This is a genomic window from Streptomyces taklimakanensis (assembly GCF_009709575.1).
In the GTDB taxonomy this organism is placed as follows: domain Bacteria; phylum Actinomycetota; class Actinomycetes; order Streptomycetales; family Streptomycetaceae; genus Streptomyces; species Streptomyces taklimakanensis.
Genome location: NZ_WIXO01000001.1, coordinates 2179183 through 2200168 on the forward strand (window position 1 = coordinate 2179183; position 20986 = coordinate 2200168).

Annotated in this window: 19 protein-coding genes and 1 tRNA gene; 5 read left to right on the forward strand and 15 right to left on the reverse strand. The window is 72.3% G+C overall.

Annotated elements, in window-relative coordinates; genetic code table 11:
• Positions 1-67: 67 nt before the first annotated feature.
• Positions 68-1000 (forward strand): hypothetical protein, encoded by a 933-nt coding sequence (locus F0L17_RS09445; RefSeq protein WP_420802467.1) that lies wholly within the window; start codon positions 68-70, stop codon positions 998-1000.
• Here the strand turns inward: F0L17_RS09445 and F0L17_RS09450 are convergent.
• Both F0L17_RS09450 and F0L17_RS09455 read right to left on the reverse strand, forming a co-directional pair.
• On the reverse strand, positions 984-1340 hold the full coding sequence (locus F0L17_RS09450; RefSeq protein WP_162465994.1) for a hypothetical protein: 357 nt from the start codon (positions 1338-1340) through the stop codon (positions 984-986). The genes F0L17_RS09445 and F0L17_RS09450 overlap by 17 nt on opposite strands.
• A 184-nt stretch (positions 1341-1524) precedes the next feature.
• A complete protein-coding gene (locus tag F0L17_RS09455; RefSeq protein ID WP_155070727.1) occupies positions 1525-2388 on the reverse strand; it encodes a Bax inhibitor-1/YccA family protein in 864 nt (287 codons plus the stop codon).
• Positions 2389-2739: 351 nt separating this feature from the next.
• On the opposite strand from F0L17_RS09455, the gene F0L17_RS09460 reads away from it, so the two are divergent.
• On the forward strand, positions 2740-3378 hold the full coding sequence (locus F0L17_RS09460) for a choice-of-anchor C family protein (RefSeq protein ID WP_420802468.1): 639 nt from the start codon (positions 2740-2742) through the stop codon (positions 3376-3378).
• Between the two features lie 111 nt (positions 3379-3489).
• On the opposite strand, the gene F0L17_RS09465 is transcribed toward F0L17_RS09460, so the two are convergent.
• The 9 genes from F0L17_RS09465 to F0L17_RS09505 all read right to left on the reverse strand — a co-directional run bounded on the left by F0L17_RS09465 (position 3490) and on the right by F0L17_RS09505 (position 10768).
• The gene (locus tag F0L17_RS09465; protein ID WP_155070728.1) at positions 3490-4329 is read right to left on the reverse strand and encodes an SDR family NAD(P)-dependent oxidoreductase; all 840 of its coding nucleotides are present in this window, start codon (positions 4327-4329) and stop codon (positions 3490-3492) included.
• Between the two features lie 349 nt (positions 4330-4678).
• On the reverse strand, positions 4679-5449 hold the full coding sequence (locus F0L17_RS09470) for a phosphotransferase (RefSeq protein WP_338018021.1): 771 nt from the start codon (positions 5447-5449) through the stop codon (positions 4679-4681).
• 188 nt (positions 5450-5637) lie between these two features.
• Positions 5638-6315 carry a class I SAM-dependent DNA methyltransferase gene (locus tag F0L17_RS09475; RefSeq protein WP_338018022.1) on the reverse strand — a complete coding sequence of 226 codons (678 nt, stop codon included), beginning with the start codon at positions 6313-6315 and terminating at the stop codon, positions 5638-5640.
• Positions 6316-6347: 32 nt separating this feature from the next.
• Entirely contained in the window at positions 6348-6812 is a 465-nt protein-coding gene (locus F0L17_RS09480) for a glycine-rich domain-containing protein (protein ID WP_202917856.1), read from the reverse strand.
• Between the two features lie 174 nt (positions 6813-6986).
• Positions 6987-7394, reverse strand: a complete 408-nt coding sequence (locus F0L17_RS09485; RefSeq protein ID WP_155070729.1) for a roadblock/LC7 domain-containing protein — start codon at positions 7392-7394, stop codon at positions 6987-6989.
• Between the two features lie 175 nt (positions 7395-7569).
• Entirely contained in the window at positions 7570-8220 is a 651-nt protein-coding gene (locus F0L17_RS09490; protein WP_155070730.1) for a hypothetical protein, read from the reverse strand.
• On the reverse strand, positions 8217-8651 hold the full coding sequence (locus F0L17_RS09495) for a hypothetical protein (protein WP_155070731.1): 435 nt from the start codon (positions 8649-8651) through the stop codon (positions 8217-8219). The genes F0L17_RS09490 and F0L17_RS09495 overlap by 4 nt, the downstream gene beginning before the upstream one ends.
• A gap of 349 nt (positions 8652-9000) precedes the next feature.
• On the reverse strand, positions 9001-9468 hold the full coding sequence (locus F0L17_RS09500) for a hypothetical protein (RefSeq protein ID WP_155070732.1): 468 nt from the start codon (positions 9466-9468) through the stop codon (positions 9001-9003).
• 109 nt (positions 9469-9577) lie between these two features.
• Positions 9578-10768 (reverse strand): helix-turn-helix domain-containing protein, encoded by a 1191-nt coding sequence (locus F0L17_RS09505; protein WP_162465995.1) that lies wholly within the window; start codon positions 10766-10768, stop codon positions 9578-9580.
• A 530-nt stretch (positions 10769-11298) separates the two neighbouring features.
• Between F0L17_RS09505 and F0L17_RS09510 the strand changes: the two genes are divergently transcribed.
• Complete coding sequence (locus tag F0L17_RS09510; protein ID WP_155070734.1) at positions 11299-11898, forward strand: hypothetical protein; 600 nt, start codon at positions 11299-11301, stop codon at positions 11896-11898.
• Positions 11899-12259: 361 nt separating this feature from the next.
• Here F0L17_RS09510 and F0L17_RS09515 read toward each other — a convergent pair.
• A tRNA-Leu gene (locus F0L17_RS09515) sits at positions 12260-12341 on the reverse strand.
• A gap of 376 nt (positions 12342-12717) precedes the next feature.
• Between F0L17_RS09515 and F0L17_RS09520 the strand changes: the two genes are divergently transcribed.
• The gene (locus tag F0L17_RS09520; protein ID WP_162465996.1) at positions 12718-13506 is read left to right on the forward strand and encodes an ATP-binding cassette domain-containing protein; all 789 of its coding nucleotides are present in this window, start codon (positions 12718-12720) and stop codon (positions 13504-13506) included.
• A 112-nt stretch (positions 13507-13618) separates the two neighbouring features.
• Positions 13619-16156: an ABC transporter permease gene (locus F0L17_RS09525; RefSeq protein WP_155070735.1), complete on the forward strand. Its 2538-nt coding sequence runs from the start codon at positions 13619-13621 to the stop codon at positions 16154-16156.
• A gap of 127 nt (positions 16157-16283) precedes the next feature.
• On the opposite strand, the gene F0L17_RS09530 is transcribed toward F0L17_RS09525, so the two are convergent.
• The 3 genes from F0L17_RS09530 to F0L17_RS09540 form a co-directional block, all read right to left on the reverse strand.
• Positions 16284-17585: an SAM-dependent methyltransferase gene (locus F0L17_RS09530; RefSeq protein WP_155070736.1), complete on the reverse strand. Its 1302-nt coding sequence runs from the start codon at positions 17583-17585 to the stop codon at positions 16284-16286.
• 195 nt (positions 17586-17780) lie between these two features.
• On the reverse strand, positions 17781-19163 hold the full coding sequence (locus F0L17_RS09535) for an NAD(P)/FAD-dependent oxidoreductase (protein ID WP_155070737.1): 1383 nt from the start codon (positions 19161-19163) through the stop codon (positions 17781-17783).
• An 840-nt stretch (positions 19164-20003) separates the two neighbouring features.
• Positions 20004-20984: a Ppx/GppA phosphatase family protein gene (locus F0L17_RS09540; RefSeq protein WP_162466783.1), complete on the reverse strand. Its 981-nt coding sequence runs from the start codon at positions 20982-20984 to the stop codon at positions 20004-20006.
• Positions 20985-20986: the final 2 nt, after the last annotated feature.

A 20986-nucleotide genomic window follows, 5' to 3' on the forward strand; every position in this document is an offset into this window, starting at 1 on the left:
AACCGGGAGTACGTCAGTGAGCGCCATATCCCTCATCCTGCTGCTGGCCGCCGCCGTTGCCACGGCGCTGGGCGGCGTGGCCCTGCACACCGTCCGCGGCCTGCGCCGCCAGCTCACCGAGCTGCGCGTGCAGCTCGCCGCGTCCGAGGCGCGCGGCGCCCTGGCCCGGGCCACCGTCCCGGCGGCCCGGACCTCCCCGGACGCCGACGAGATCCGTTCCGCCGTCGCCGACGCCCTCGCCGAGGAACGCGAGCGCGAACTGGCCGAGGCCCGCGCGTTCTGGGCCGCCCAGGAGGCACGCGACGCGCGCGCCGAACACGGGCTGCTGGAGGGCCGCGGCACCGAGTACGAGGGGACCGGTCTGGACTCGGCGCTGCTCGACGCACTGTTGGAACGCGCCCTGGGCGAAGCGCACGAGGGCGAGCTGTTCGTGCCGCGTCAGTCGGACCGGGACGCGCCGCGCACCGCCGCCCCGTCGCGGGGTTCCGCCGAGACCGGCGCGCCCGACACGGTCGAGGAGACGGACACCGGCACGGCCGATGAGGAGATCGACCAGAACGGCGGTGCCGACAGGGCCGCGGCCGGCGGACCGGAGGACGCCGGGGCCGACTCCCCCGAGTTGGCCGCCGCCCGCCGCCGGCACCCCTCGCACCCCGGCTACGACCTCCGGGGCGAGCCCGTCGCCCCGGTCCGGCCGCCCGCCGACCACGAGGAGACCCACCGGCGCCTGGCGGAGTTGGCCGAGGCCCGCACCCCCCTGACCGACGTGCGCCCCGGCCCGCTGGGCACGCTGGACGTCTACGTGTTCGCCGACGGCACCACCGTCTGCATGACGCCCGGCCACCGCGAGACCGCCGAGCGGCTCGCCGCCGCGCTGCGTGCGGGCACCGCACCGGTGCTGCTGGGCGGTTCGGGGGTCTCCGGCGCGTACGCCCTGACCTTCGCGTGCGGCCGGGAGAGCGTCTACGTCCTGGCCGACCGGGTCATCGCCTCGCTGTGAGGGCCCGCTCCTCGGCGGCCTCCACCAGCGCCACGGCCTCCGCCAACGCCTCCGGCCCCGCACCGGGGGCGCCTCCGTTCGCGCCGCCGTTCGTGCGCAGCGCCTCCGCCAGGTCGTGGCCGGCCACGGCGAGCTGATCGCCGACGGCGAAGATCCCCGCGTCGGGCAGTCGGACGGGCTCGTGGTCGGGGAACTCGATCCGCCGGGCGCGCCCGGCCAACTCCCGGGCCGTCTCCAGTCCCTCGGCCGCCGCGCCCCGTACCAGGGCGCTCTGCGGCATGGCGCGCAGCCGGTCGGCGAAGCGGTCCACGGCGGTCAGCAGAGGTGTCACGTCGAGCACGTCGCAACCTTACGCACCCGACGTGTCCCACGCCGCCGGAACCCGCGCCACCGGGCCCGTCCCGACCCGCCGCGGAGGCGGCCGTACACGCCGAAGGGCCCCGGGGCGCGATGCCCCGGGGCCCTCCACCGCTTTCCGTGCCGTCCCGACCGCGACGGGCCGGGAGCGGCGTTCCGGACGCCGGTCAGTCGCTGCTCTGGAGGATCGCGATCAGACGCAGGAACTCCAGGTAGATCCAGACCAGGGTCAGGGTCAGACCGAAGGCGGCCAGCCAGGACTCCTCGCGGGGAGCCCCGTAGGCGACGCCGTCCTCGACCTGCTTGAAGTCCAGCGCCAGGAACGCGGCACCGAGCACGATGCCGATGACGCCGAACAGGATGCCCAGGCCGCCGCTGCGGAAGCCGAGGCCGTCACCGCCGCCGAAGACGGCGAACAGCAGGTTGATGCCCATCAGCAGGATGAAGCCGATGGCGGCGGCCATCACGAAGCGGTAGAAGCGCTGCGTGACACGGATGATGCGGGCCTTGTACATGAACAGCACGGCGGCGAAGACCGCCATGGTGCCCAGCACCGCCTGCATCGCCGCACCGCTCGCGATCCGGCTGTCGACGTAGTTGCTGATCGCGCCGAGGAAGAGGCCCTCGAAGGCCGCGTAGGCCAGGATCAGCGGAGGCGAGGCCTTGCGCTTGAAGGACTGCACCAGGCCCAGGACCAGCGCGATCAGCATCGCGCCGAGGGCCAGGCCGAGCGACAGGTCCGTCACCCAGGCGACCGTCGCCATGGCGACGACCAGGCCCACCGTCATCGCCGTCCGGGCGACGACGTCGTCCATCGTCATCCGGTCCGTCCGGGCGGGAGCGGCCGGCGGGGCGCCCTGGGCCTGGGCGTAGGGGTTGGTGGCGTACGGGTTGGCGGGCTGGGTGCCGGTGGCGTACGGGTTGGCCGCGTACGGGTTCCCGGCCTGCGGCTGCTGCGTGGCGTCGAAGCCCGCGTAGCCGCCGTCTCGGCTGAATCCCCGTCGCGAGAAGACCGGGTTGCTGCTCCTCATCTCACTCCTCCATGGCCGCACCGCGCGGCCCTTCCTCAAGAGTAATGCTTTAGCAAAGACCGCACGGTAGTGCACTGGCAACAACGAGGGAAGGAATCGTGATTGTTCCGGTACCCGGCGCCGCGTCGCCGATGCGCCGGGGGACCGCCCTCCGGGAGCGGGGCGCGCGGGTGGTCGGCCGGCGGGGCGGCTCGCGGACCGAGGGGCCGGCGCGCGCGGACCGACGGCCGCGTTCCGCACCCCGGTGCGCCGGTGACCGGGGCTTGGCGTCCGCGTGGTCGGAGAGGAGATTTGACCCGTCGGACCGACGCAGGCTCCCACCCCCTCGACCAGGAGGAGTTCATGCCGTCCATGCGCACCCACACCGCCGCGCTCGTCTCCACACTCGTCACCGCCGGTCTCCTCGCCGGTGCCGGCACCGCGGTGGCCGCCCCGGCCCACGGCGCCGAAGGAACGGGGAACCGGTCCACCGCGACCGTCACCGTCAGCAGGTTCGACGACGGAAGCTTCGAGTACCCGGCGGTCGCGGCGGACAAGTTCCAGAGCTTCGGGACCGGACAGACCATGGGCCCCTGGAGGGTCACCTCCGGGGCCGTCGACCTGATCGGCGCGGGATTCTGGCAGGCGGCCGAGGGCGACCAGTCCCTCGACCTCAACGCCGCCACCCCGGGGACCGTGGCCCAGACCTTCACCACCACCCCGGGCAGGACGTACACGGTGACGTACTCGCTCGCCGGCAACCCCGACGGCGCGTCACCGCTGAAGACGGGCAGGGCCCTCGTCGACGGCCAGAACTTCCAGGACTTCTCCTTCGACACCACCGGCAAGACCAGGGCCGACATGGGTTACGTGACGCGGCAGTTCACCTTCGTCGCCAACAACCCCACCACCACCCTCGCCTTCGCCAGCACCACCGCCAACAGCGCCCACGGGCCCGTCGTCGACGACGTCAGGGTCCACAGTTGCTGCTCCGACTCCTGCTGCCGCTGACGGCCGCGGACCGGACACCACGAGACCGCCGGTGACCGTCCGGTCCACCGGTCCGCGGGGCCCCGGCGCACCATGCCGGGGCCCCGCGCCGTACGACCGGCGGTGCCGCCGTCACCCGTCGGGCTCCGCCGTGCCCGACGGGCCGGCTCCGGCGGGCGGGCGCGGGCCCCAGAAGCCGTTCGGCGCCCACAGGTCCCAGGAGGTGGAGCGCAACAGGGGGCGGGGTAGGTGGCGCAGGGCCCAGGACGCCGCCTTGTAGCGGAGTCCGGGGATGCTGACGACCCGGCCGCGTTCCAGGTCGCGCAGCGCCACGTCGACCACGCGCTCGCTGTTCAGCCAGACCCAGCGGGGCAGGTGGGCCGTCTCGAAGCCCGAGCGGTCGAACAGCTCCGTGCGGGTGAAGCCCGGCAGCAGGGCCATCATCCGCACGCCCCTCCCGCGCAGTTGGGCCGAGCGGGCCAGCGCCTCGCTGAACGAGAGGACCCACGCCTTGCTCGCCGGGTAGGTGCTCGACAGCCCCGCGGGGCCGAGGGCCGTGAACGACGCGACGTTCACCACCCGGCCGGAGCCCCGTTCGAGCATGCCGGGCAGGACGGCGTGGGTGAGGCGCAGGACGGCTCGGACGTTGAGGTCCAGCAGAGCCTCCTCGGCCTCGACGCCGTTGTGGAGGAACGGCTTGTGCAGTGCCGTGCCGGCGTTGTTGACGAGCAGGTCGACCGGCGGCCCGGAGGCGACGCGCTCCTCCACGAGGCGGCAACCGGACACGGTGGAGAGGTCACCCGGCAGGGTCTCCACCCGGACGCCGTGCGCGGCGCGCAGTTCGGCCGCCACCGAACCGAGGTCGGTGGCCGAGCGCGAGACGAGGACCAGGTCGTACCCGTCGCGGGCGAGGCGGTCGGCGAAGGCACGGCCGATGCCGGCGGTGGGACCGGTCACCAGGGCGAGGGGCATGGGATCACTCCGGCTGGGCCAGGCGGTCGGGGCGGTGGGGTGACGGCGACGGGCCCGGTGGGGACGTCGCGGGGAACGTCGGAGGAGACATCGGAGGAGACATCAGGGAAGGCCTCGGGGAGGCACGCTCGCGTCCGGTTCCTCCCCAGGGGCGGAAGGGGCTCCGCGGGTGCGGGCCCCGGCGCGGATTCAACCGAAACCCGGGGCAGTGGGGCGGGACGCGATCCGGGATTCCCCCTTACGAGGGAGCGCGCAGGGGTGCGGACGGAAGCGGACACCGCTCCCCGCTCGCCCCCGGGCTTCCCCGCGCCCCCGCGTCCCCGCGTCCCCGCGTCCGTGCCACGCTGCCTCAGGGGACCGACGGCCGGGAGTCCCCAGCGAGACCCGTGGGGGGCGCCGCGCACGCCCACTCGGCTGCTGCCTTCCGTATGTGCGCCACCCATGGCGCCCTGCTTCCCCGGGCCACGTCCTCCCACATCGCCGCGGCCATGTCCGCGTACGCGCGCCGTGCCTCGGGGGCGGCGGCCCGGTAGGCGGGCACCCGCTCCGCCCAAGTGTGGGCGGCACTCGGGCTGTGTCCGCAGGCCACGAGCCAGATGGCCCAGGCGGCGGCATCCAGCCACGGGGCGCCCAGGGTGGCCCACCCCCAATCCACCAGGCGGGCCGTGCCGTCCCCGGTGACGAGGACGTTTCCCGGGTTCAGGTCGGTGTGGAGCAGCGCGTGGCCGGCGACGTGCCGTAGCTGTTCCGTCGTGCCATAGGCGGCCAGGCGTTGTTCCGCGCGACGCAGCTCGACCCCCACAGGAACGGGGTACCGGTTCACCGCCCGGAGAAGGTCGGCCACGGCGGGCAGATCCGCGGAGCCGGGCCGGTAGTCGGCACACCGGCCCTCGATGTGGTCGAACGCCACCAGGTACCAGCCGCCCGCACGAACCTGCCACCGCGCCCGAGGGCCGAGCCCCTCCAGACACCGGCCGAGTTCGAACTCCCGACGTTGCGTCGCCACCCGACCGGGCGAGGTGTCCGGCAGACCCTTGACGAACAACACCCCGGACTCGGTGTCCAGCCGCACCGACAGGGGACTGTTGTGCCCTGCGGTGACCGGCCGTACCGAGGACACCGGGCCCGTATGTCGCGCCACGGCCGCACGCACCGGGCACGGCATGTCCGCCAACGTCGGACTCACGTTCCCGCCTCTCCAACCCCGTAAGCCTCTGCTGTGCCGCACGACCACGGAGCATCTCGTGCACCGGACGCGTCCCACCGCCGTCAGCGACCGCGACACCGTCGAACAGTCCGCGTGCCCCGCTACACCCGGGCGTGGACGAGAAGGGTGGGCACGTCGCCGCTCCTGGCCGGCGGCGGCGCGACGATATCGGCCGTGATCCGGGTGAAGCCGTATCGGGCGAGGATGTCCACCCACATGGCCGGGGTGTACGCCCACCGCCGCACCACCGACGGCCGATCCCCGCCCGGGCCGCGCACGTACCCGCCCTGGCAGCCGTAGCATCCCTCGATCGGCGGCTCGTGGGAGAACGCCAGCACCCCACCCGGCCGCAGGGCCCGACGGACCAGCGGCAGCAGGACCTCGGGATCGGTGAACCACACCGCGCCGAACACGCTGTAGACCGCGCCGAACCGTTCGTCGGTGGCACGCAGGAAGTCCACGGCCTCGCGGTGCACCAGGCGCAGCCCGCCCAGGTGTCCCCACCGCTGCTCGGCCTTCTCCAGCGGAACGAGGGAGACGTCCACCGCCGTCACCTCCACCCCGTGTACCGCGAGGTGGGCGGCATTGCGGCCGGTACCGCATCCCAACTCCAGCGCGCTCGCCGGGGAGCCGAGGACGGTCTCCGTCGGCCCGTGGTCGGGGTACTGCGTCCAGTTGAACCACGTCCGCTGTCCGGCGGCGTTGACGGTCCGCTCCGGCACGCCGCGCTTACCGCGGGCGTAGCGGTCCCACACTGCTTCGGTCGTTTCACCCAACACGATCTCTCCCAGCGGAAGGCGGGGCCGGCCGGTCAGGCGGCCTTGGTCTTCGGGCTGTTGTGGCAACCGGCGTGACACTGCGAGCAGTCGGCCACGTCCGGCCACAGCTCGGCGTCGACGGCGAACCCGGCGGCCTCGATCGCCGCGACCGTACGAGCACGCGCCGCCTGGGCGTCACCGTGCTCGGCCTCGTCCAACGGCTCGGGCACGTGGTGCGGGTACCGGCCCGCGATCCGGTCACTGAACTCGATGTACGCACGGGTGTCGGTGATGAACTCGTGCCATCCGAGATCAACCGGCTTGCTCGGCGCCGGCGGCTCATCGGCGTGGGCGGAAGCGACGAGGAACGCCACCGTCTGGCCGGCGATGCTTTCCGCGAACGGCCTGTCGAAGGCGGGGTACTCGGTGGCGATGCGCCGGGCGAGCCGGTCGAAGGTCTCGGCGCCCGCCACCTCGCGGGGGTCGGTCGTCGCCTGTGCAGGGGTCTGTACGGTCACGTTCCCTCCAATGAGAGAGTCGCACGGTAGGGACTGGCCTTTCGGCCGGTGCATGGCCCGGCACACGACGACTGCGCAGGAAGCGTGTGCCGGGCCGGCCGCCCCTCGGCGTGCGGCGTGACCACCCTCGCGGCGAGGACACCGCGCACCGGGAGCGGGGCTCAGGAGGCGGAGCTACGCCCGCGCGGGGGTGGCCAGGTGCTCGCCGAGGCCGGTGGCGAGCTTCGCCATCGCGTAGCCGACGGCTCCGTGATCGGCCTCGCCGTCGACGACGACCAGCAGGCAACTGCCCTCCCCTCCGGTGCACACGAGCACCGCGCGGTCACCGAGGTCGAGCACGGCGGTGTTCGGGGCCAGTTGCTCGGGCGTGGCGGACTGGAGTTCGTGCGCGACGCCCTGGGCCAGGGAGTGGACGCCCGAGGCGATGGCGGCCAACCGCTCGGCGGTGTCCCTCTCCATGCCGGTCCAGCACGAGGCCAGACCGTCGGTCGTCAACAGGACCGCGCCGCACGTGTGCGGGGTGCGCTCCACCAGCTCCTCCAGGAGCCAGGTCGGATCGGTGCGAAGCAGCGTGAGGGGCATCGGCGACTCGTTTCTGTGCGGGGTGGTGGAAGGGGCCCTCCGCCCGGAGGGTGAGGCCGGGGCACCAGCGGCCACGGACGGAGGGCGGCTTGGCCTGTCCCCGGCCGCGGGCCTCGGTCGCGAGGCAGCGGCGTCGGATCGTCCGAGCCGGGGACAGGGGCTTGCCGGGGTGCGGTCAGGTGGTGAGCAGCACGCCGGGGTCCAGGAGCGTGCAGTCGAACAGCGCGACGGCCGCCTGGCGGGCCAGGACCCACCGGATCTCGGGCTCCTGGTCGTAGCGGACGAAATCGTCCCCGCCGGGCCGGAGCAGGCCGCTGTCCTCGTCCAGTCGGTAGGGCGTGCCGTGGACGCCGATGACCTGGGGCCGGCGCACCCGCAGCGGCACCCACAAAGTCCTGGCCAGGTAGTGACACTCCCGCGCGGCCCTGGCCCCGCACGGGGTGCACAGCGGCGGGTGCGTCGTCGGCACGCCCTCCGGCCAGTCGGCCCAGGCGCCGCGCCGGTCCTCGATCACCCACAGCACGCCGGCGCTGTCGCGGTCGGCCGGCCCGTTGCAGACGTGGCATGTGAGCCGGCGCATCACGGCCCGCTGCCGCTGGGTGTGGACGGTGCCGTAGAGGGCCCTGCCCTGTCCCCGTCTCAGCGCGCGGCGGGCCCACAGCACGCCCCACCCGTCGCGGTCGTGGGGCACCTCGTCGCGGAAGGCGATGCCGCGCGGGGTGGCGACGACGGTGGGGGTGAGGAGCTTCTCCTCCGACCAGCAGTCGGTGTAGGGCGGCGGGCCGGGCTTCGGCAGGGGGCCGCGGGTCTCGGCCTCGGTGCTCACCGCTGCACCTCCACCGCAATCGCGCGAGCCGCCCGGTAGGCGTCGCGCAGGTCCGGGCCCGCCGTCAGGGCCTCGGTGCCGGTCGGGGGGACGATCCAGCTCCGCCCGGCCAGGTGATACGGCTCGGCGAACGTCTCCGGGTGGGGCAACAGCACCAGCGTGTGGGCGGGCAGTACGGAGCTGTCGGGGGTGTCCCAGCCGCCCGCCGATCCCACGGCGACGAGGAAGTCCACACCCGGCGGCGTGAGCAGGACCGGTCCGACCGGCGCGCCGCCGTCACGGAGTCGGGCCACCGTCTCGTACGCCACCGTGGCCGGGATCCGGACGGTGTCCCAGGCGGTGCCGGTGGGCGCCTCGCCCAACGCGCCGCGTCCCCACGCGGCCAACACGGCGGGTAACCGGCCGGTCCGCTGGAGCCAGGAGGAAGCCACAGGGCCGAGGAGGAGGTCCGACGGGTCCACTGGAGCGGGACGCGTCAAGGGTGGCGCGGTCACGGATTGCCTTTCGCATCGGTGCAACGGACAGAACGGAAGGGGGTGGGGGTCCCTGCGACGGCGGACCAAGGGGGAGGGCCCGGCCGTCGCGGGGCGGTGGGGGGTGCTGGATGACGCGGCGGTCAGTCGAACAGGAAAGCGACGAGAGGCCACAGTTGCCAGGTCGCGAAACCGAGGACGCTCAAGGTCACCAGGAGCGCGCCCGGGTTGGCCCTCGCCGTCAGGCACGCGCAGCCCAACCGACCGGGCGGCCTCCTATGGCCGGTCCTGGGGGGTGGGGTACCGGTCACCGGACGGTCCTTCTGCCCCGCAGCAGCGGCGGCCTGCCTCCGCTATCGCACGGAGGGCCGCCGTCGGCTGCCGCCAGGGGCAGGAACCGCACCGGCCGGGCTTGCAGCGTGAGGTGCTCGATGCCCGGGTAGAGCGTCAGCGAGCAGGACTCGCCCCGGCGCAGCCGGTCGCAGGCCCGCGCCGAGCCGGGCCCGTCCACCCAGTGCTTCAACACCTGTCCGGCCTGGTGCGGGCCGAGCACCGAGGCCACGGTGCGCACCGTGGCCCGCATCCACCGGATCGCCGCCTCGGGGCTCGGGGCCGCGTAGCCGTCCCGGCGCGACGCCGTCCTCGGAAGGTCCACGAAGGTGCTGATCGCCTCGCACCACACGCCCGGACGAGTGCGCAGCGCAGGAAGAATGGTCTGCTTGCAGGTCTCAACCAGCAAGACGGCCAACGGGTTGTGCGGTGTTGCACTCTCCATACTCGACTCCACGTGACACAGCGTGTGCTGACAGTCACTAAGGCTGCCGACGTGGAAGGGGTGGGAGTTGCACAAGTTGTGCAACTCCCACCCCTTGACGAGTCTGCCTCTATACGCCCATCCAACGGGCGAAGCCGGTGACGCTGTCACGGCTGTCCCGCTCAGCGCGTACCAGCGATGTCACCGTCTCTTTCACCGACGGATGGAACCGGGTTTGCTGAGGAGCTACCTTGCGTGCCCTTTGCAGCGACGCAAACGCCGCCTGCCGTTGCCCTGTCTCCAACTGAGCCCGAGCCAGGTCGATGTAGTGGTGCCCTACCCGGTCCGGGAACTTCTCGGCGAACGTCTCCGGCAGGTGCACGCCTCTGGATGCCTTGATGGCCTGCCCGAACTCTCCCAGCTCCACTTCCAGAGCCACCGAGTGGATCAGCGTGTTGGACGGCCCGAAGCTCATCACGTAGTTCTCCGTGTCGCCCCCCAGCCGTCCAGCTATCTCCCATGCTTCTTCCCACTGGGCACGGGCTTCCGGCCCAGCGTTGCTGCGGGCCGCCAGCATCGCCGCACGCAGCCGCAAGTTGCCCTGGACGCACAACGCCGACCGTTGCCCACGCCGGGCGTCTTCCTCCACGTCCGTCAAGGCGCGCTCCATCAACCGCAGCCCCACCTCGTGCCGGCCGGTGTTGAAACACGACTGTCCGCGCAGGTAGGAGGTCAGAATGACCATGTACGGGTCGCCTGATCGCTCCGCGCTGTACTGCATGCGGAACAGCACCGAGCGGCTGAGGTCCACATGGCCCAGCCCGTACGCCACATCGTGCACACACCGATACACGTATGCCAGCAACCGGTGGGCTCGCTCCCGCTGACCGCCCTCGTGCTCGGTGGAGGTTTCCACCAATTCGTCGATAAGCCCGGGGGCATCGGTGGCCACAGCCAGGTAGTTCGCTCGGCGCCGCTTCTCACCGAGCTTCCTCACTTCGGTGGCGAGCTCGTCCAGTGGCCGTGGCGGGGTTCCGGTGTCCAGTTGCAGATCCCAGTTCTCCATGCTGGCTCGGAGCGCGGCCAGCGGCGCGTCGAAGCGTTCGGTGCGCTGAACATCGGCGTACGGCTGTCCGGCCAGCACACTCGCCTCGATGCCCAAGGCGCGGGCACATGCCGCTATCAGGGCGGGTGAGGCGGGCCGTTTCCCGGCCTCCACCTTGGTAAGCAGGCTATGAGAGACATGAGCGCGGTCGGCAAGACCGCGTTGCGTGAGGTGTGCCAGTTTGCGCTGCTCGGCGATCCGCGCGCCGATGTGCATGTTCCCGTCATGAGGCATACTGACTCTCCGTTCTGACCTCGACACTCAGAACAGTACCCATCGGGTAACCCGAAGGGTGCAACGCTCAGGCCCCCGCTGTTGAAAGCGGGGGCCGAGGCGTCTACCTCACGCGGCCGTCCGGCCCTGGTGACCGCCGGTGGGGGTGCGGGTGAACGGATCGCGGGCCTCCTCGCCAAGCGGCGCGACTCCTGGTTGACCAGGGCGCCGGTGAACATGCAACTCGCCCACACGTAGCGGCACCGGGAGGCAGCGGTGCACTCCGGGGCCGTCCACCTCCGTACCGCATGACCCGTATTCCCCCTCGACCTGGCCTGGCGGCCCGCTGTGCCCTGTCCCGGATGACGTCAACAACCTCATGCGGCGACTGATGAACGAACCCACCGGCGAGGAGCGCACCGACGAGTACGCGCGTCTTCTGCCCCTCTGGGCAGAGGCGTCCCGCCCCAGTTACATCCAAGCCGCCTGACTCTCCGGGAACGCCCGCGCCCCGGCCGCTACTGTCCCTCTCCATGAGTTTCTGGTCCTCGGACACCATCAATGCCGGCGCAGCGGTCGCCAGCGCAGTCGCGGCCGGCGCCGCCCTCTTGACCGCTCGGCGCGCCCACCACACCGCGCAGACCGTCGCCCGCATCGAGCACGACCGCTGGCATGCCGAACTCACCCCGCAGTTCAACATCACCATCACCGGCATCGAAGGCGACCGCGCCACCCTGGACGTGCAACTGGTCGGCCCCATCGCCCTGGACCACCTCGACAAGATCACCCTCACCGTCGTGCAGAGCGACGATGCCGAACGCACCAATCGGCTGCCCGGCGGCCCCAGCCAGAACGAGATCGACAACCATGTCTACGGCCCTTACCGGTTCGTGCCCAGCCCCGACGGCACCGACGCCCACGGGCACGGCCCGGCGCCCTTCTCGCTCCGCGTCGGCCGCGGACGGCCCTTCGCTCTCGAACGCACCCGGCCCCCTCGGTGGCAGACCGGCGACGACGCCGCCGAACGCTGGCAACACCAGTGGGAGACCTGGCCGATGAGGCTCCTGGTCACCTGCGAGCGGAACGGGGAAACCTGGCAGTTCCACCAGATAGCCCACCAGCGCCCCCAGTGAGCCCTCTCGCGGAGGGGGTCACCCGCCAGAGACGGACACCGCCCGCCGGTCGCGTCGCAGCCCCCAGCGGAGCGCGAAACGCGCGGCGGAAGTCGAGCATCACGGCGGCCACCGGGAACCCAAGGACGAACTCCGCGCAGTCCCGGCACGGGTACCCGCCCGGGGCCGTGCCGCGGGTACACACCCGCACCCCGTCCACCAGGACGTGACGGAGCAACGCGTGACCGCGCTCCCGGCACGAGCGCACGGCGCCGGACCGGTCGTCGTCGGCGTGGGGAACGGTCGTCCGCTTCCCCGCGTTCTCACGGGGTGGTCCGGTCTCGCTCTCGTGGGGGCACCGGCGGGGGGGATACGGCCGGTGTGCCCGGAGCCGGATTCGAACCGGCACGGCCTGTAGGCCAACGAGGTTTAAGCTCGTCGTGTCTGCATTCCACCATCCGGGCACCGGCTCTCGGGCCGTATGGCTGGCTACGGCCCTCCCCCCAGGACGCTCAACGAGCCTATCGGGGGCGCCTGTCCGGACAACGGGGCTCCGGCCTCAGGTTGTCTGATTTTATTGGCAACTGATCCAGCGTCAGCGGCGCGCGCCCCTTTTCGGAGCAGATCGCGGAGTCTCTCCCGGGAGCCAGGAATGACGGAAAGTCGCTGTCCAGGCACGGGAAGGCATCAGGGTGCGGACTCATCCTCAGGGATGACGGGCGCCCTCCACCTCCCTCCGCAGGTGCCCTCGAAGACCGGAGTCGGGACGGACGCCGGTGGCCGTTTTCGCACGGACGATGGACGGGAACCGTCAAGCAGCCGTGACAGGAGCAGCCTCCAGTGACCACCAGCACCCGTCCCGCCTCCATCGCGCACCCCGCGTCCTCCGGCACCGCGGCCGCCCGCGCCGTCGATCTGACCAAGGTCTACGGGCAGGGCGAGACGAAGGTGGTGGCCCTGGACTCGGTCTCCGTGGAGTTCCGGCAGGGGCAGTTCACCGCGATCATGGGCCCGTCGGGTTCCGGCAAGTCCACGCTGATGCACTGCATGGCGGGACTGGACTCCTTCACGAGCGGCTCGGCCTGGATCGGCGACACCGAGCTGTCCTCCCTGAAGGAGAAGAAGCTCACCCGGTTGCGCCGGGACAAGATCGGGTTCATCTTCCAGGCGTTCAACCTGCTGCCGACGTTGACGGCGCTGGAGAACATCACGCTGCCGATGGACATCGCCGGCCGCAAGCCGGAACGGGAGTGGCTGGACCGGGTGGTGGAGACCGTCGGCCTGTCCGGGCGGCTCAGGCACCGGCCCAACCAGCTCTCCGGCGGCCAGCAGCAGCGTGTGGCGGTCGCCCGTGCCCTGGCCGCCCGCCCCGAGATCATCTTCGGTGACGAACCGACCGGCAACCTCGACTCGCGCTCCGGCGCCGAGGTCCTGGGCTTCCTGCGCAACTCGGTGCGGGAGCTGGGCCAGACCGTCGTGATGGTGACGCACGACCCGGTGGCCGCCTCGTACGCCGACAGGGTCGTCTTCCTCGCCGACGGTCGGATCGTCGACGACATGGCCGACCCCACCGCCGAGAGCGTCCTGGACCGCATGAAGGCCTTCGACGCGCGGGGCCGCACGAGCTGAGCCCCCTGCCCGGACGCGGGCCCGCCCGCCTCCGGCGCACCGGCCGCCCCGGCCGTCCGTCCGGCGCCGCCCGAGCGCCGCGCCGCCCAACGACCCCAGGATCACCACACCCATGTTCCGTACCGCCCTGCGCAACGTGCTCGCGCACAAGGCCAGACTGTTGATGACCACGCTCGCCGTCATGCTCGGCGTGGCGTTCGTCGCCGGCACCATGGTCTTCACCTCCACCCTCTCCGACGCCTACGCCAAGAGCGCCGCCAAGGGCTTCGAGGGCGTCGACGTCGTCGTCCGTCCCGACTACTCCGGGGGCGGCGAGGAGTTCGACCCCAGGGCCGTCCCCGACCTCCCCGAGGAGCTGTTGGACCGGCTGCGCCGGGTGTCCGGCGTCGAGTCCGCCACCGGGTCCGTCTCCGGCTTCGCCGCCCTCGCCGACAAGGACGGCGACCTGGTCGGCGAGGGCTGGTCCACCCAGGGCGCCAACTACGACGCCGGCCCGGACGGGAAGAAGGAGGACCCGCGCTACGACCTGCGGGACGGCCGGGCCCCGACGCGTTCCGGCGAGATCGCGCTGGACTCCAAGACCGCCGAGCGCACCGGCTACGGCGTCGGCGACACCGTGCGGATGTCCGTCGACGGGCCGGTCCGCCAGGAGAAGGTCGTCGGCGTCTTCGACACCGACGACGGCGGTGTCGCCGCGGGTGGCACCCTCGTGCTGTTCGACACCGCCACCGCGCAGGAGATGTTCTCCCAGCCCGGCCGGTACAGCGAGATCGTCCTGACGGCCGCCGACGGCGTGGAACAGCGGGAGCTGGTCGAGCGCGTCGAGGAGGTCCTGCCGAAGCAGACCCTGGCCACCACCGGCGAGGAACTGGCCGACGAGCAGGCCCGCATGATCGAGGCGAGCATGGACGGCATGCGCACCGGGCTGCTGGTCTTCGCCGGGATCGCGCTGTTCGTGGGGATCTTCATCATCGCCAACACCTTCACCATGTTGGTGGCCCAGCGCACCAAGGAGTTGGCGCTGCTGCGCGCGGTGGGCGCCGCCCGCCGCCAGGTGACCCGCTCGGTGCTGGTGGAGGCCCTGGTCGTCGGCACGGTCGCCGCACTGGTCGGCCTGCTGGCGGGCGTCGGGATCGGCGCCGTGATGCGCGTGCTGATGGGTTCCTTCAGCACCCTGCCGGACGGGCCGCTGATCGTGGAGCCCACCACCGTGGTCGCCTCCCTGGTCGTCGGGATCGGCGTCACCGTCGTCGCGGCCTGGCTGCCCGCCCGCCGCGCCGCCAAGGTCCCGCCGGTCGCCGCCATGGGCAGCGTCCACGCCCCCGCCACCACCCGCGGTCTGGTCGTCCGCAACACCGTCGGCGCGCTGCTGGCCGGCGCCGGCGCCGCGCTGGTGCTGTACGCGACGGGCCTGGAGGACGGCGAGATGCCGATGGGCGCGGGCGCCGGGCTGTTGGTGATCGGCGTGTTCGTGCTGACCCCGCTGTTGTCGCGTCCGATCATCGGAGCGGCCGCGCCCGTGCTGCGCGCCTTCGGGGTCTCCGGCAAGCTGGCCCGGTTGAACGCGGTGCGCAACCCGCGCCGCACCGCCGCCACCGCCGCCGCGCTGATGATCGGCCTCACCCTGATCACCGGCATGACCGTGATCGCGGGCAGCGTCCAGAAGGGCGTCGACAAGATGGCCGCGGAGGCGCTCGAAGCCGACTACACCGTCTCGATGGCCAACTACTCCCCCCTCTCCCCCGAGGTCGAGCAGACCCTGGGGAAGGAGGAGCGGGTCACCGCCCTCAGCCCGCTGCGCAACTCCCCGTCCCGGATCGACGGCGGCTACGAGCCGCTCACCGGCGTCAACGGCGAGGCCCTCGACGAGCTGCTCGAACTCGACTTCACCCAGGGGTCGTTCGCGGGCCTGGGCGGCGAGTCCGTCATCGTGGACACCGACACCGCGAAGGAGCACGGCTGGAAGGTCGGTTCCTCCTTCGAGGTGGTCTACGAGGACGGCGAACGCGGCGAGTTGACCGTCTCGGGCGTCTACGAGGGCAACGAGATGATCCGCGGCATCATGCTCGACACCGCCACCCTCGATCCGCACCTGGAACAGGTCACCAGCATGCAGGTGATGGTGAAGACCGCCGACGGGGCGAGCGAGTCGGTGAAGTCCTCGCTGGAGGAGGCGCTCGGCGACAACCCGGCGATCCTGGTCCAGGACAAGAAGGACCTGTCCGAGTCCATCGCCCAGATGTTCACGATGATGCTGAACATGCTCTACGGGCTGCTGGCCATGGCCGTGATCGTCGCGGTGCTGGGCGTGGTCAACACCCTGGCCATGTCGGTCTTCGAACGGTCGCAGGAGATCGGGATGCTGCGCGCGATCGGCCTGGACCGGCGCGGCACCAAGCGGATGGTCCGGCTGGAGTCGCTGGTGATCTCCCTGTTCGGCGGAGTGCTCGGCATCGGCCTGGGCGTCTTCTTCGGCTGGGCCGCCGGTGAGCTGATCTCCGGCTCGCTGGCCACCTACGAACTGGTGCTGCCCTGGGGCCGGATGGGCGTCTTCCTCGCCATGGCCGCGCTGGTGGGCGTGCTGGCCGCGCTGTGGCCCGCGCGTCGGGCCGCCCGGCTCAACATGCTGGAGGCCATCAAGACCGAGTGACGGGGCCAAGCGACAGGCCGAGTGACCGGTGGAACTCCGGATCACGCGGCGCGGGGCCCGGACCGCCTCCTTGGGTTCCAACGGTCCGGGCCCCGCGCCGTGCTCCCGCTCGTCCGCGTCCCTGCCCCTACCTCCACTCGCGGGTGCGCAGCGGAAGCCCGGAGGCCCCGCTCTCGGGCGTGCGCACGGCCAGGACCTGGTTGACGCCGATGCGGTTGCGCTCGAAGGCGAGGGCCGAGGCCGCCATGTACAGCCGCCACACCCGGGCCCTGCCCGGCCCGGCCAGTCGCGCCGCACCGGGCAGGTCGGACTCCAGGTTGGCCACCCAGCGGCGCAGGGTCAGCGCGTAGTGCTCCCGGATCGACTCCAGGTCGCGCACCTCGAAACCGGCCTCCTCCAGGATCGTCACCGTGCGCCCCACGGGGGCGAGTTCGCCGTCGGGGAAGACGTAGGCGTCGATGAACGGATCCACCCGGTACGCCTCCTCGTCCGTCTCCGGGCGGCGGGCGATCTGGTGGTTGAGCAGCCGCCCGCCGGGGCGCAGCAGGGAGTACAGCCGGTCCGCGTAGAGGCGGTAGCGCGCCGCGCCGACGTGTTCGGCCATGCCGACCGAGGCGATGGCGTCGTAGGGCCCGTCGTCGACGTGGCGGTAGTCCTGGACGCGGATGTCGACGCGGTCGGTGAGTCCCGCCTCGGCCACGCGCTTGCGGGCGTGTCCCGCCTGTTCGCGGGAGAGCGTGACTCCGGTGACCCTCACCCCGTACTCACGGGCGGCGTGCGTCGCCAGCGCGCCCCAGCCGCAGCCGACGTCCAACAGCCGCATGTCGGGTCTCAGGCCCAGTTTGCGGCAGACCAGGTCGAGCTTGGCCCGCTGGGCCTCCTCCAGCGTGGTGGTGGTGCCGCCCTCGCCCCCCGTTCCCTCCCCGTCCCAGTAGGCGCACGAGTAGACCATGGACGGACCGAGCACCAGGGCGTAGAAGTCGTTGCCGACGTCGTAGTGGTGGCTGATCGCGTGCCGGTCGCGGTGGAGGGTGTGGCGCAGCCCGGTGCGACCGCGCACCTCCTCGCGGGGCGGTGGCGGCGGGGGCAGGGGACCGGCGAGCGCGAGGAGTTCACGGCCGAGCCGGAGCCGCTCGGCCGGCGGCGGGGCGGGGACCCCGTCCCGCTCCCACACCAGGGGAGCGAGCCGTTCCAGGGCCTCGTACAGGTCGCCCTCGACGTCGATCTCTCCGGCCACCCAGGCGCGGGCCAGCCCGAGTTCGCCCGGCTTCCACAGCAGCCGGCGCAGCGCGCGCCGGTGCCGTACGACGACGGTGGGCGCTCCCACAGGACCCGCCTCACTGCCGTCCCACGCCCTCACCCGCACGGGCAGGGGCACTCCCAGTGCTCTCTCGACGGATCCGAGGAGTCGTGCCGCGGCCTGAACCATGTCCGTCCACCTTCCGCTGGGTCCGGCGCTCCTTCCCTCAACACCGAAGTCTCCCCGGATCGTCCCGCCGCCCATGCGTCCGCGCCGCCGCGTCCTCCTCCGGGCCCGCCGGGACACGTGAAGGGGCGCCCGCCCTCCCGGATGGGGAGGGAGCGGGCGCCCCTTCGCGTGTCCCTGTCGCTCGGACCGGTCGTGTCAGGAGGCCTTGGCCTTCTGCCGCGACTCCTGGGCGGCCGCGGAGACCGGTGCCGCCGCCTCGTAGAACTCCTCGCGCGGGTTCTCCATGGCGCCGAGCGAGACGACCTCGCGCTTGAGGAACATTCCGAGCGTCCAGTCGGCGAAGACCCGGATCTTGCGGTTCCAGGTGGGCACCGCCATGCCGTGGTAGCCGCGGTGCATGTACCAGGCGATGCGGCCCTTGAGCTTGAGCTTGATCTTCTTGCCCAGGACGATCATCGCGACGCCCTTGTGGAGGCCGAGGCCGGCGACCGCGCCCTTGTTGGCGTGGCGGTACTCGGACTGCGGGAAGCCCCGCATGCCCGAGACCACGTTGTCGCCGAGCACCTTGGCCTGGCGCAGCGCGTGCTGGGCGTTCGGCGGGCACCAGGCGTTCTCGTTGCCCGCCTCGCGGCCGACGAGGTCCGGGACCTGGGCGTTGTCGCCCGCGGCCCAGATGTAGTCGGTGCCCTTGACCTGGAGCGTCGCCTCGGTGTCCACGTGGCCGCGCGGGCCGAGCGGCAGGCCGTAGCGGGCCAGCGCCGGGTTCGGCTTGACGCCGGCCGTCCACACGATGGTGTCGGAGTCCACCTCGAGGCCGTTCTTGAGCACCACGTGGCCGTCGACGCAGGACTCCATCGACGTGGAGAGGTAGACCTCGACACCCCGCTTCTGCAGGTGCTCCAGGCCCCACTTGCCGAGCTCGGGACCGACCTCGGGAAGGATCTTGTCCGCGGCGTCGACGAGGACGAAGCGCATGTCCTCGCGGCGGACGTTGGTGTAGTACTTGCACGCGTCGCGCGCCATGTCCTCGACCTCGCCGATGGTCTCGGCACCGGCGAAGCCGCCACCGACGAAGACGAAGGTCAGCGCCCTGCGGCGGATGGCCTCGTCGTTCGTGGAGTCGGCCTTGTCGAGCTGCTCCAGGACGTGGTTGCGCAGGCCGATGGCCTCCTCCACGCCCTTCATGCCGATGCCGTTCTCGGCCAGGCCGGGGATCGGGAAGGTGCGGGAGACGGCGCCGAGTGCGACGACCAGGTAGTCGAAGGGCAGCTCGTAGGCGTCGCCGACCAGCGGCGTGACCGTGGCGACCTTGCGGTCCTGGTCGATGCCGGTGACACGGCCGGTGAGGACCTCCGCCTTAGGGAGCACGCGCCGCAGCGGGACGACGACGTGACGCGGGGAGATGGAGCCGGCGGCTGCTTCCGGCAGGAAGGGCTGGTACGTCATGTACGAGCGCGGGTCGACGACGGTGACGGTCGCCTCGCCGTACCGCATCTTCTTGAGGATGCGGCGCGCTGCGTACATACCGACGTACCCGCCACCCACTACGAGGATTCGCGGACGCTCCGTGGTGCTCATGCCATCGAGTATCCCCTCCCGTTCGGGCGAAGCTTCGTGAGGGTCTTCACAAGCACTTTCCGCACTTCTGCTACACTCCGCCGGCCCGTGATCGGAACCACACCCGTCTTCGGGAACCCGGGGATCTCACCGTACGTTTCACACCCCTTGTGAGCTGGGGCATTTCCCGCCGAGGGAGGCTGGACGCGCCGGTGGCGACTCCTGCCGCACGCGACCGCCCGACACCCCGAGGGCGAGCCCGAGAGGGCGTCGGGACCCCGAAACCCTCCCTACCGGCGCGTAACATAAGCCGCTCACGCGCTTTTCCTTGTGAAGAACTTCACGAAGTTTTCCGTCGAGAGGCGCCCCGGCTCCCGCTTCCGCCCGGATCACCCCCCGGACGTGCGCCTCACGCCGACGACGACCGGCCCGCCATAGGCTGGAAAGCGCGCAGCATCCGAAACAGGGTGATCCTTCGAAGCGCCCGGGGGACACCGTGCCCGACGGCACCGCGGACGCCGTGAGGGACGGCCGTGAGGGACGCCGGTGGGGTCACCGGAGGGACGGCCGAGGGCGTCGGCGCGTACCGACGACCGGGGCGTCGGAGGTCGTCGGGGGCGCCCCGGCGGCGGACACGGGGACAGCGGGCGCGGAGACGACGGACGCGGTGGCGGCGGCGGAGGTGGTGGAGGACAACACCGCGGAGTCGGCCTCACGGGCCGACCGCACCCGCCTCCCCCTCCCGCGCCGCCGGGGAGGAACCACCGCGACGCACGCGTCGAGCACCGCGTGGAGAACCGCCCCCAAGAGCCCGGCCCCTCGGGCGGACACGCGGCCCCGACCCACGACCGGACCCGCCCGTCACCCGCGTTCGGCGGCGCTCCACCCGATCCCGTCGAGGATGTCGTGCTCGCTGACGACGACCTCCCGGGCACCGGTCCGCTCCATGATCGCCTGGAGGACGAGGGCGCCGGCGCCGATCACGTCCACCCGGCCCGGGTGCATCACGGGAATCGCCGCGCGCTCGTCGTGCGTGGCGGTCAGCAGGCGCTCGGTGACGGCGGCGACCCGGTCGACGGGGATCCGGGAGTGGTGGATGGCCTCCGAGTCGTACGCGGGCAGCTCCAACGCGATGCCGGCGACGGTGGTGACCGAGCCCGCCAGCCCCACCAGCGTCCGGGCCTCGGCCAACGGGACGGTCCGCTCGACCAGGTCCAGCGCGGCGGCGACGTCCGCCCTGATGGCGGCGATCTGCTCGGCGGTGGGAGGGTCGGTGACCCCGCTCCCCCCGTTCCCGGTGGAGGAGCCCCCACCGCGCGACAGGTGACGCTCGGTCAGGCGTACGCAGCCGATGTCCACGCTGCGGGCGGCGCGCACCGCGTCGTCGCCCACCACGAACTCGGTGGAGCCGCCGCCGATGTCCACCACCAGGTACGGCCCCGGCAGGTGGTCGCGGCCGGCCAGCTCGTGGGTGGCGCCGGTGAAGGAGAGCCGGGCCTCCTCGTCACCGGTGATCACCTCGGGCTCGACGCCCAGGATCTCCACCACGCCGCGCACGAAGTCGTCCCGGTTCTCGGCGTCGCGCGAGGCGGAGGTGGCGACGAACCGGGTGCGCTCGGGGGTGACGCCGTGCGCGCGGATCACCTCGGCGTACTCGCGGCAGGCCGCGAAGGTGCGCTCCAACGCCTCGGGGGCGAGCCGCCCGGTGCGGTCCACGCCCTGGCCGAGGCGGACGATGGTCATGCGGCGGTCGAGGTCGACCGCCGCGCCGGTGTCCGGGTCGAGGTCGGCGACCAGCAGACGGATGGAGTTGGTGCCGCAGTCGATGGCGGCGACCCGGATCG

What these genes read in the sequence shown, in the direction of transcription:
- F0L17_RS09460 (WP_420802468.1), top strand. Translation starts at nt 2,740, where the DNA reads ATGCGCACCCACACCGCCGCGCTCGTCTCCACACTCGTCACCGCCGGT.
- F0L17_RS09505 (WP_162465995.1), bottom strand. Translation starts at nt 10,768, where the DNA reads ATGCACATCGGCGCGCGGATCGCCGAGCAGCGCAAACTGGCACACCTC.
- F0L17_RS09525 (WP_155070735.1), top strand. Translation starts at nt 13,619, where the DNA reads ATGTTCCGTACCGCCCTGCGCAACGTGCTCGCGCACAAGGCCAGACTG.
- F0L17_RS09535 (WP_155070737.1), bottom strand. Translation starts at nt 19,163, where the DNA reads ATGAGCACCACGGAGCGTCCGCGAATCCTCGTAGTGGGTGGCGGGTAC.
- F0L17_RS09485 (WP_155070729.1), bottom strand. Translation starts at nt 7,394, where the DNA reads ATGCCCCTCACGCTGCTTCGCACCGATCCGACCTGGCTCCTGGAGGAG.
- F0L17_RS09455 (WP_155070727.1), bottom strand. Translation starts at nt 2,388, where the DNA reads ATGAGGAGCAGCAACCCGGTCTTCTCGCGACGGGGATTCAGCCGAGAC.
- F0L17_RS09510 (WP_155070734.1), top strand. Translation starts at nt 11,299, where the DNA reads ATGAGTTTCTGGTCCTCGGACACCATCAATGCCGGCGCAGCGGTCGCC.
- F0L17_RS09465 (WP_155070728.1), bottom strand. Translation starts at nt 4,329, where the DNA reads ATGCCCCTCGCCCTGGTGACCGGTCCCACCGCCGGCATCGGCCGTGCC.
- F0L17_RS09530 (WP_155070736.1), bottom strand. Translation starts at nt 17,585, where the DNA reads ATGGTTCAGGCCGCGGCACGACTCCTCGGATCCGTCGAGAGAGCACTG.
- F0L17_RS09500 (WP_155070732.1), bottom strand. Translation starts at nt 9,468, where the DNA reads ATGGAGAGTGCAACACCGCACAACCCGTTGGCCGTCTTGCTGGTTGAG.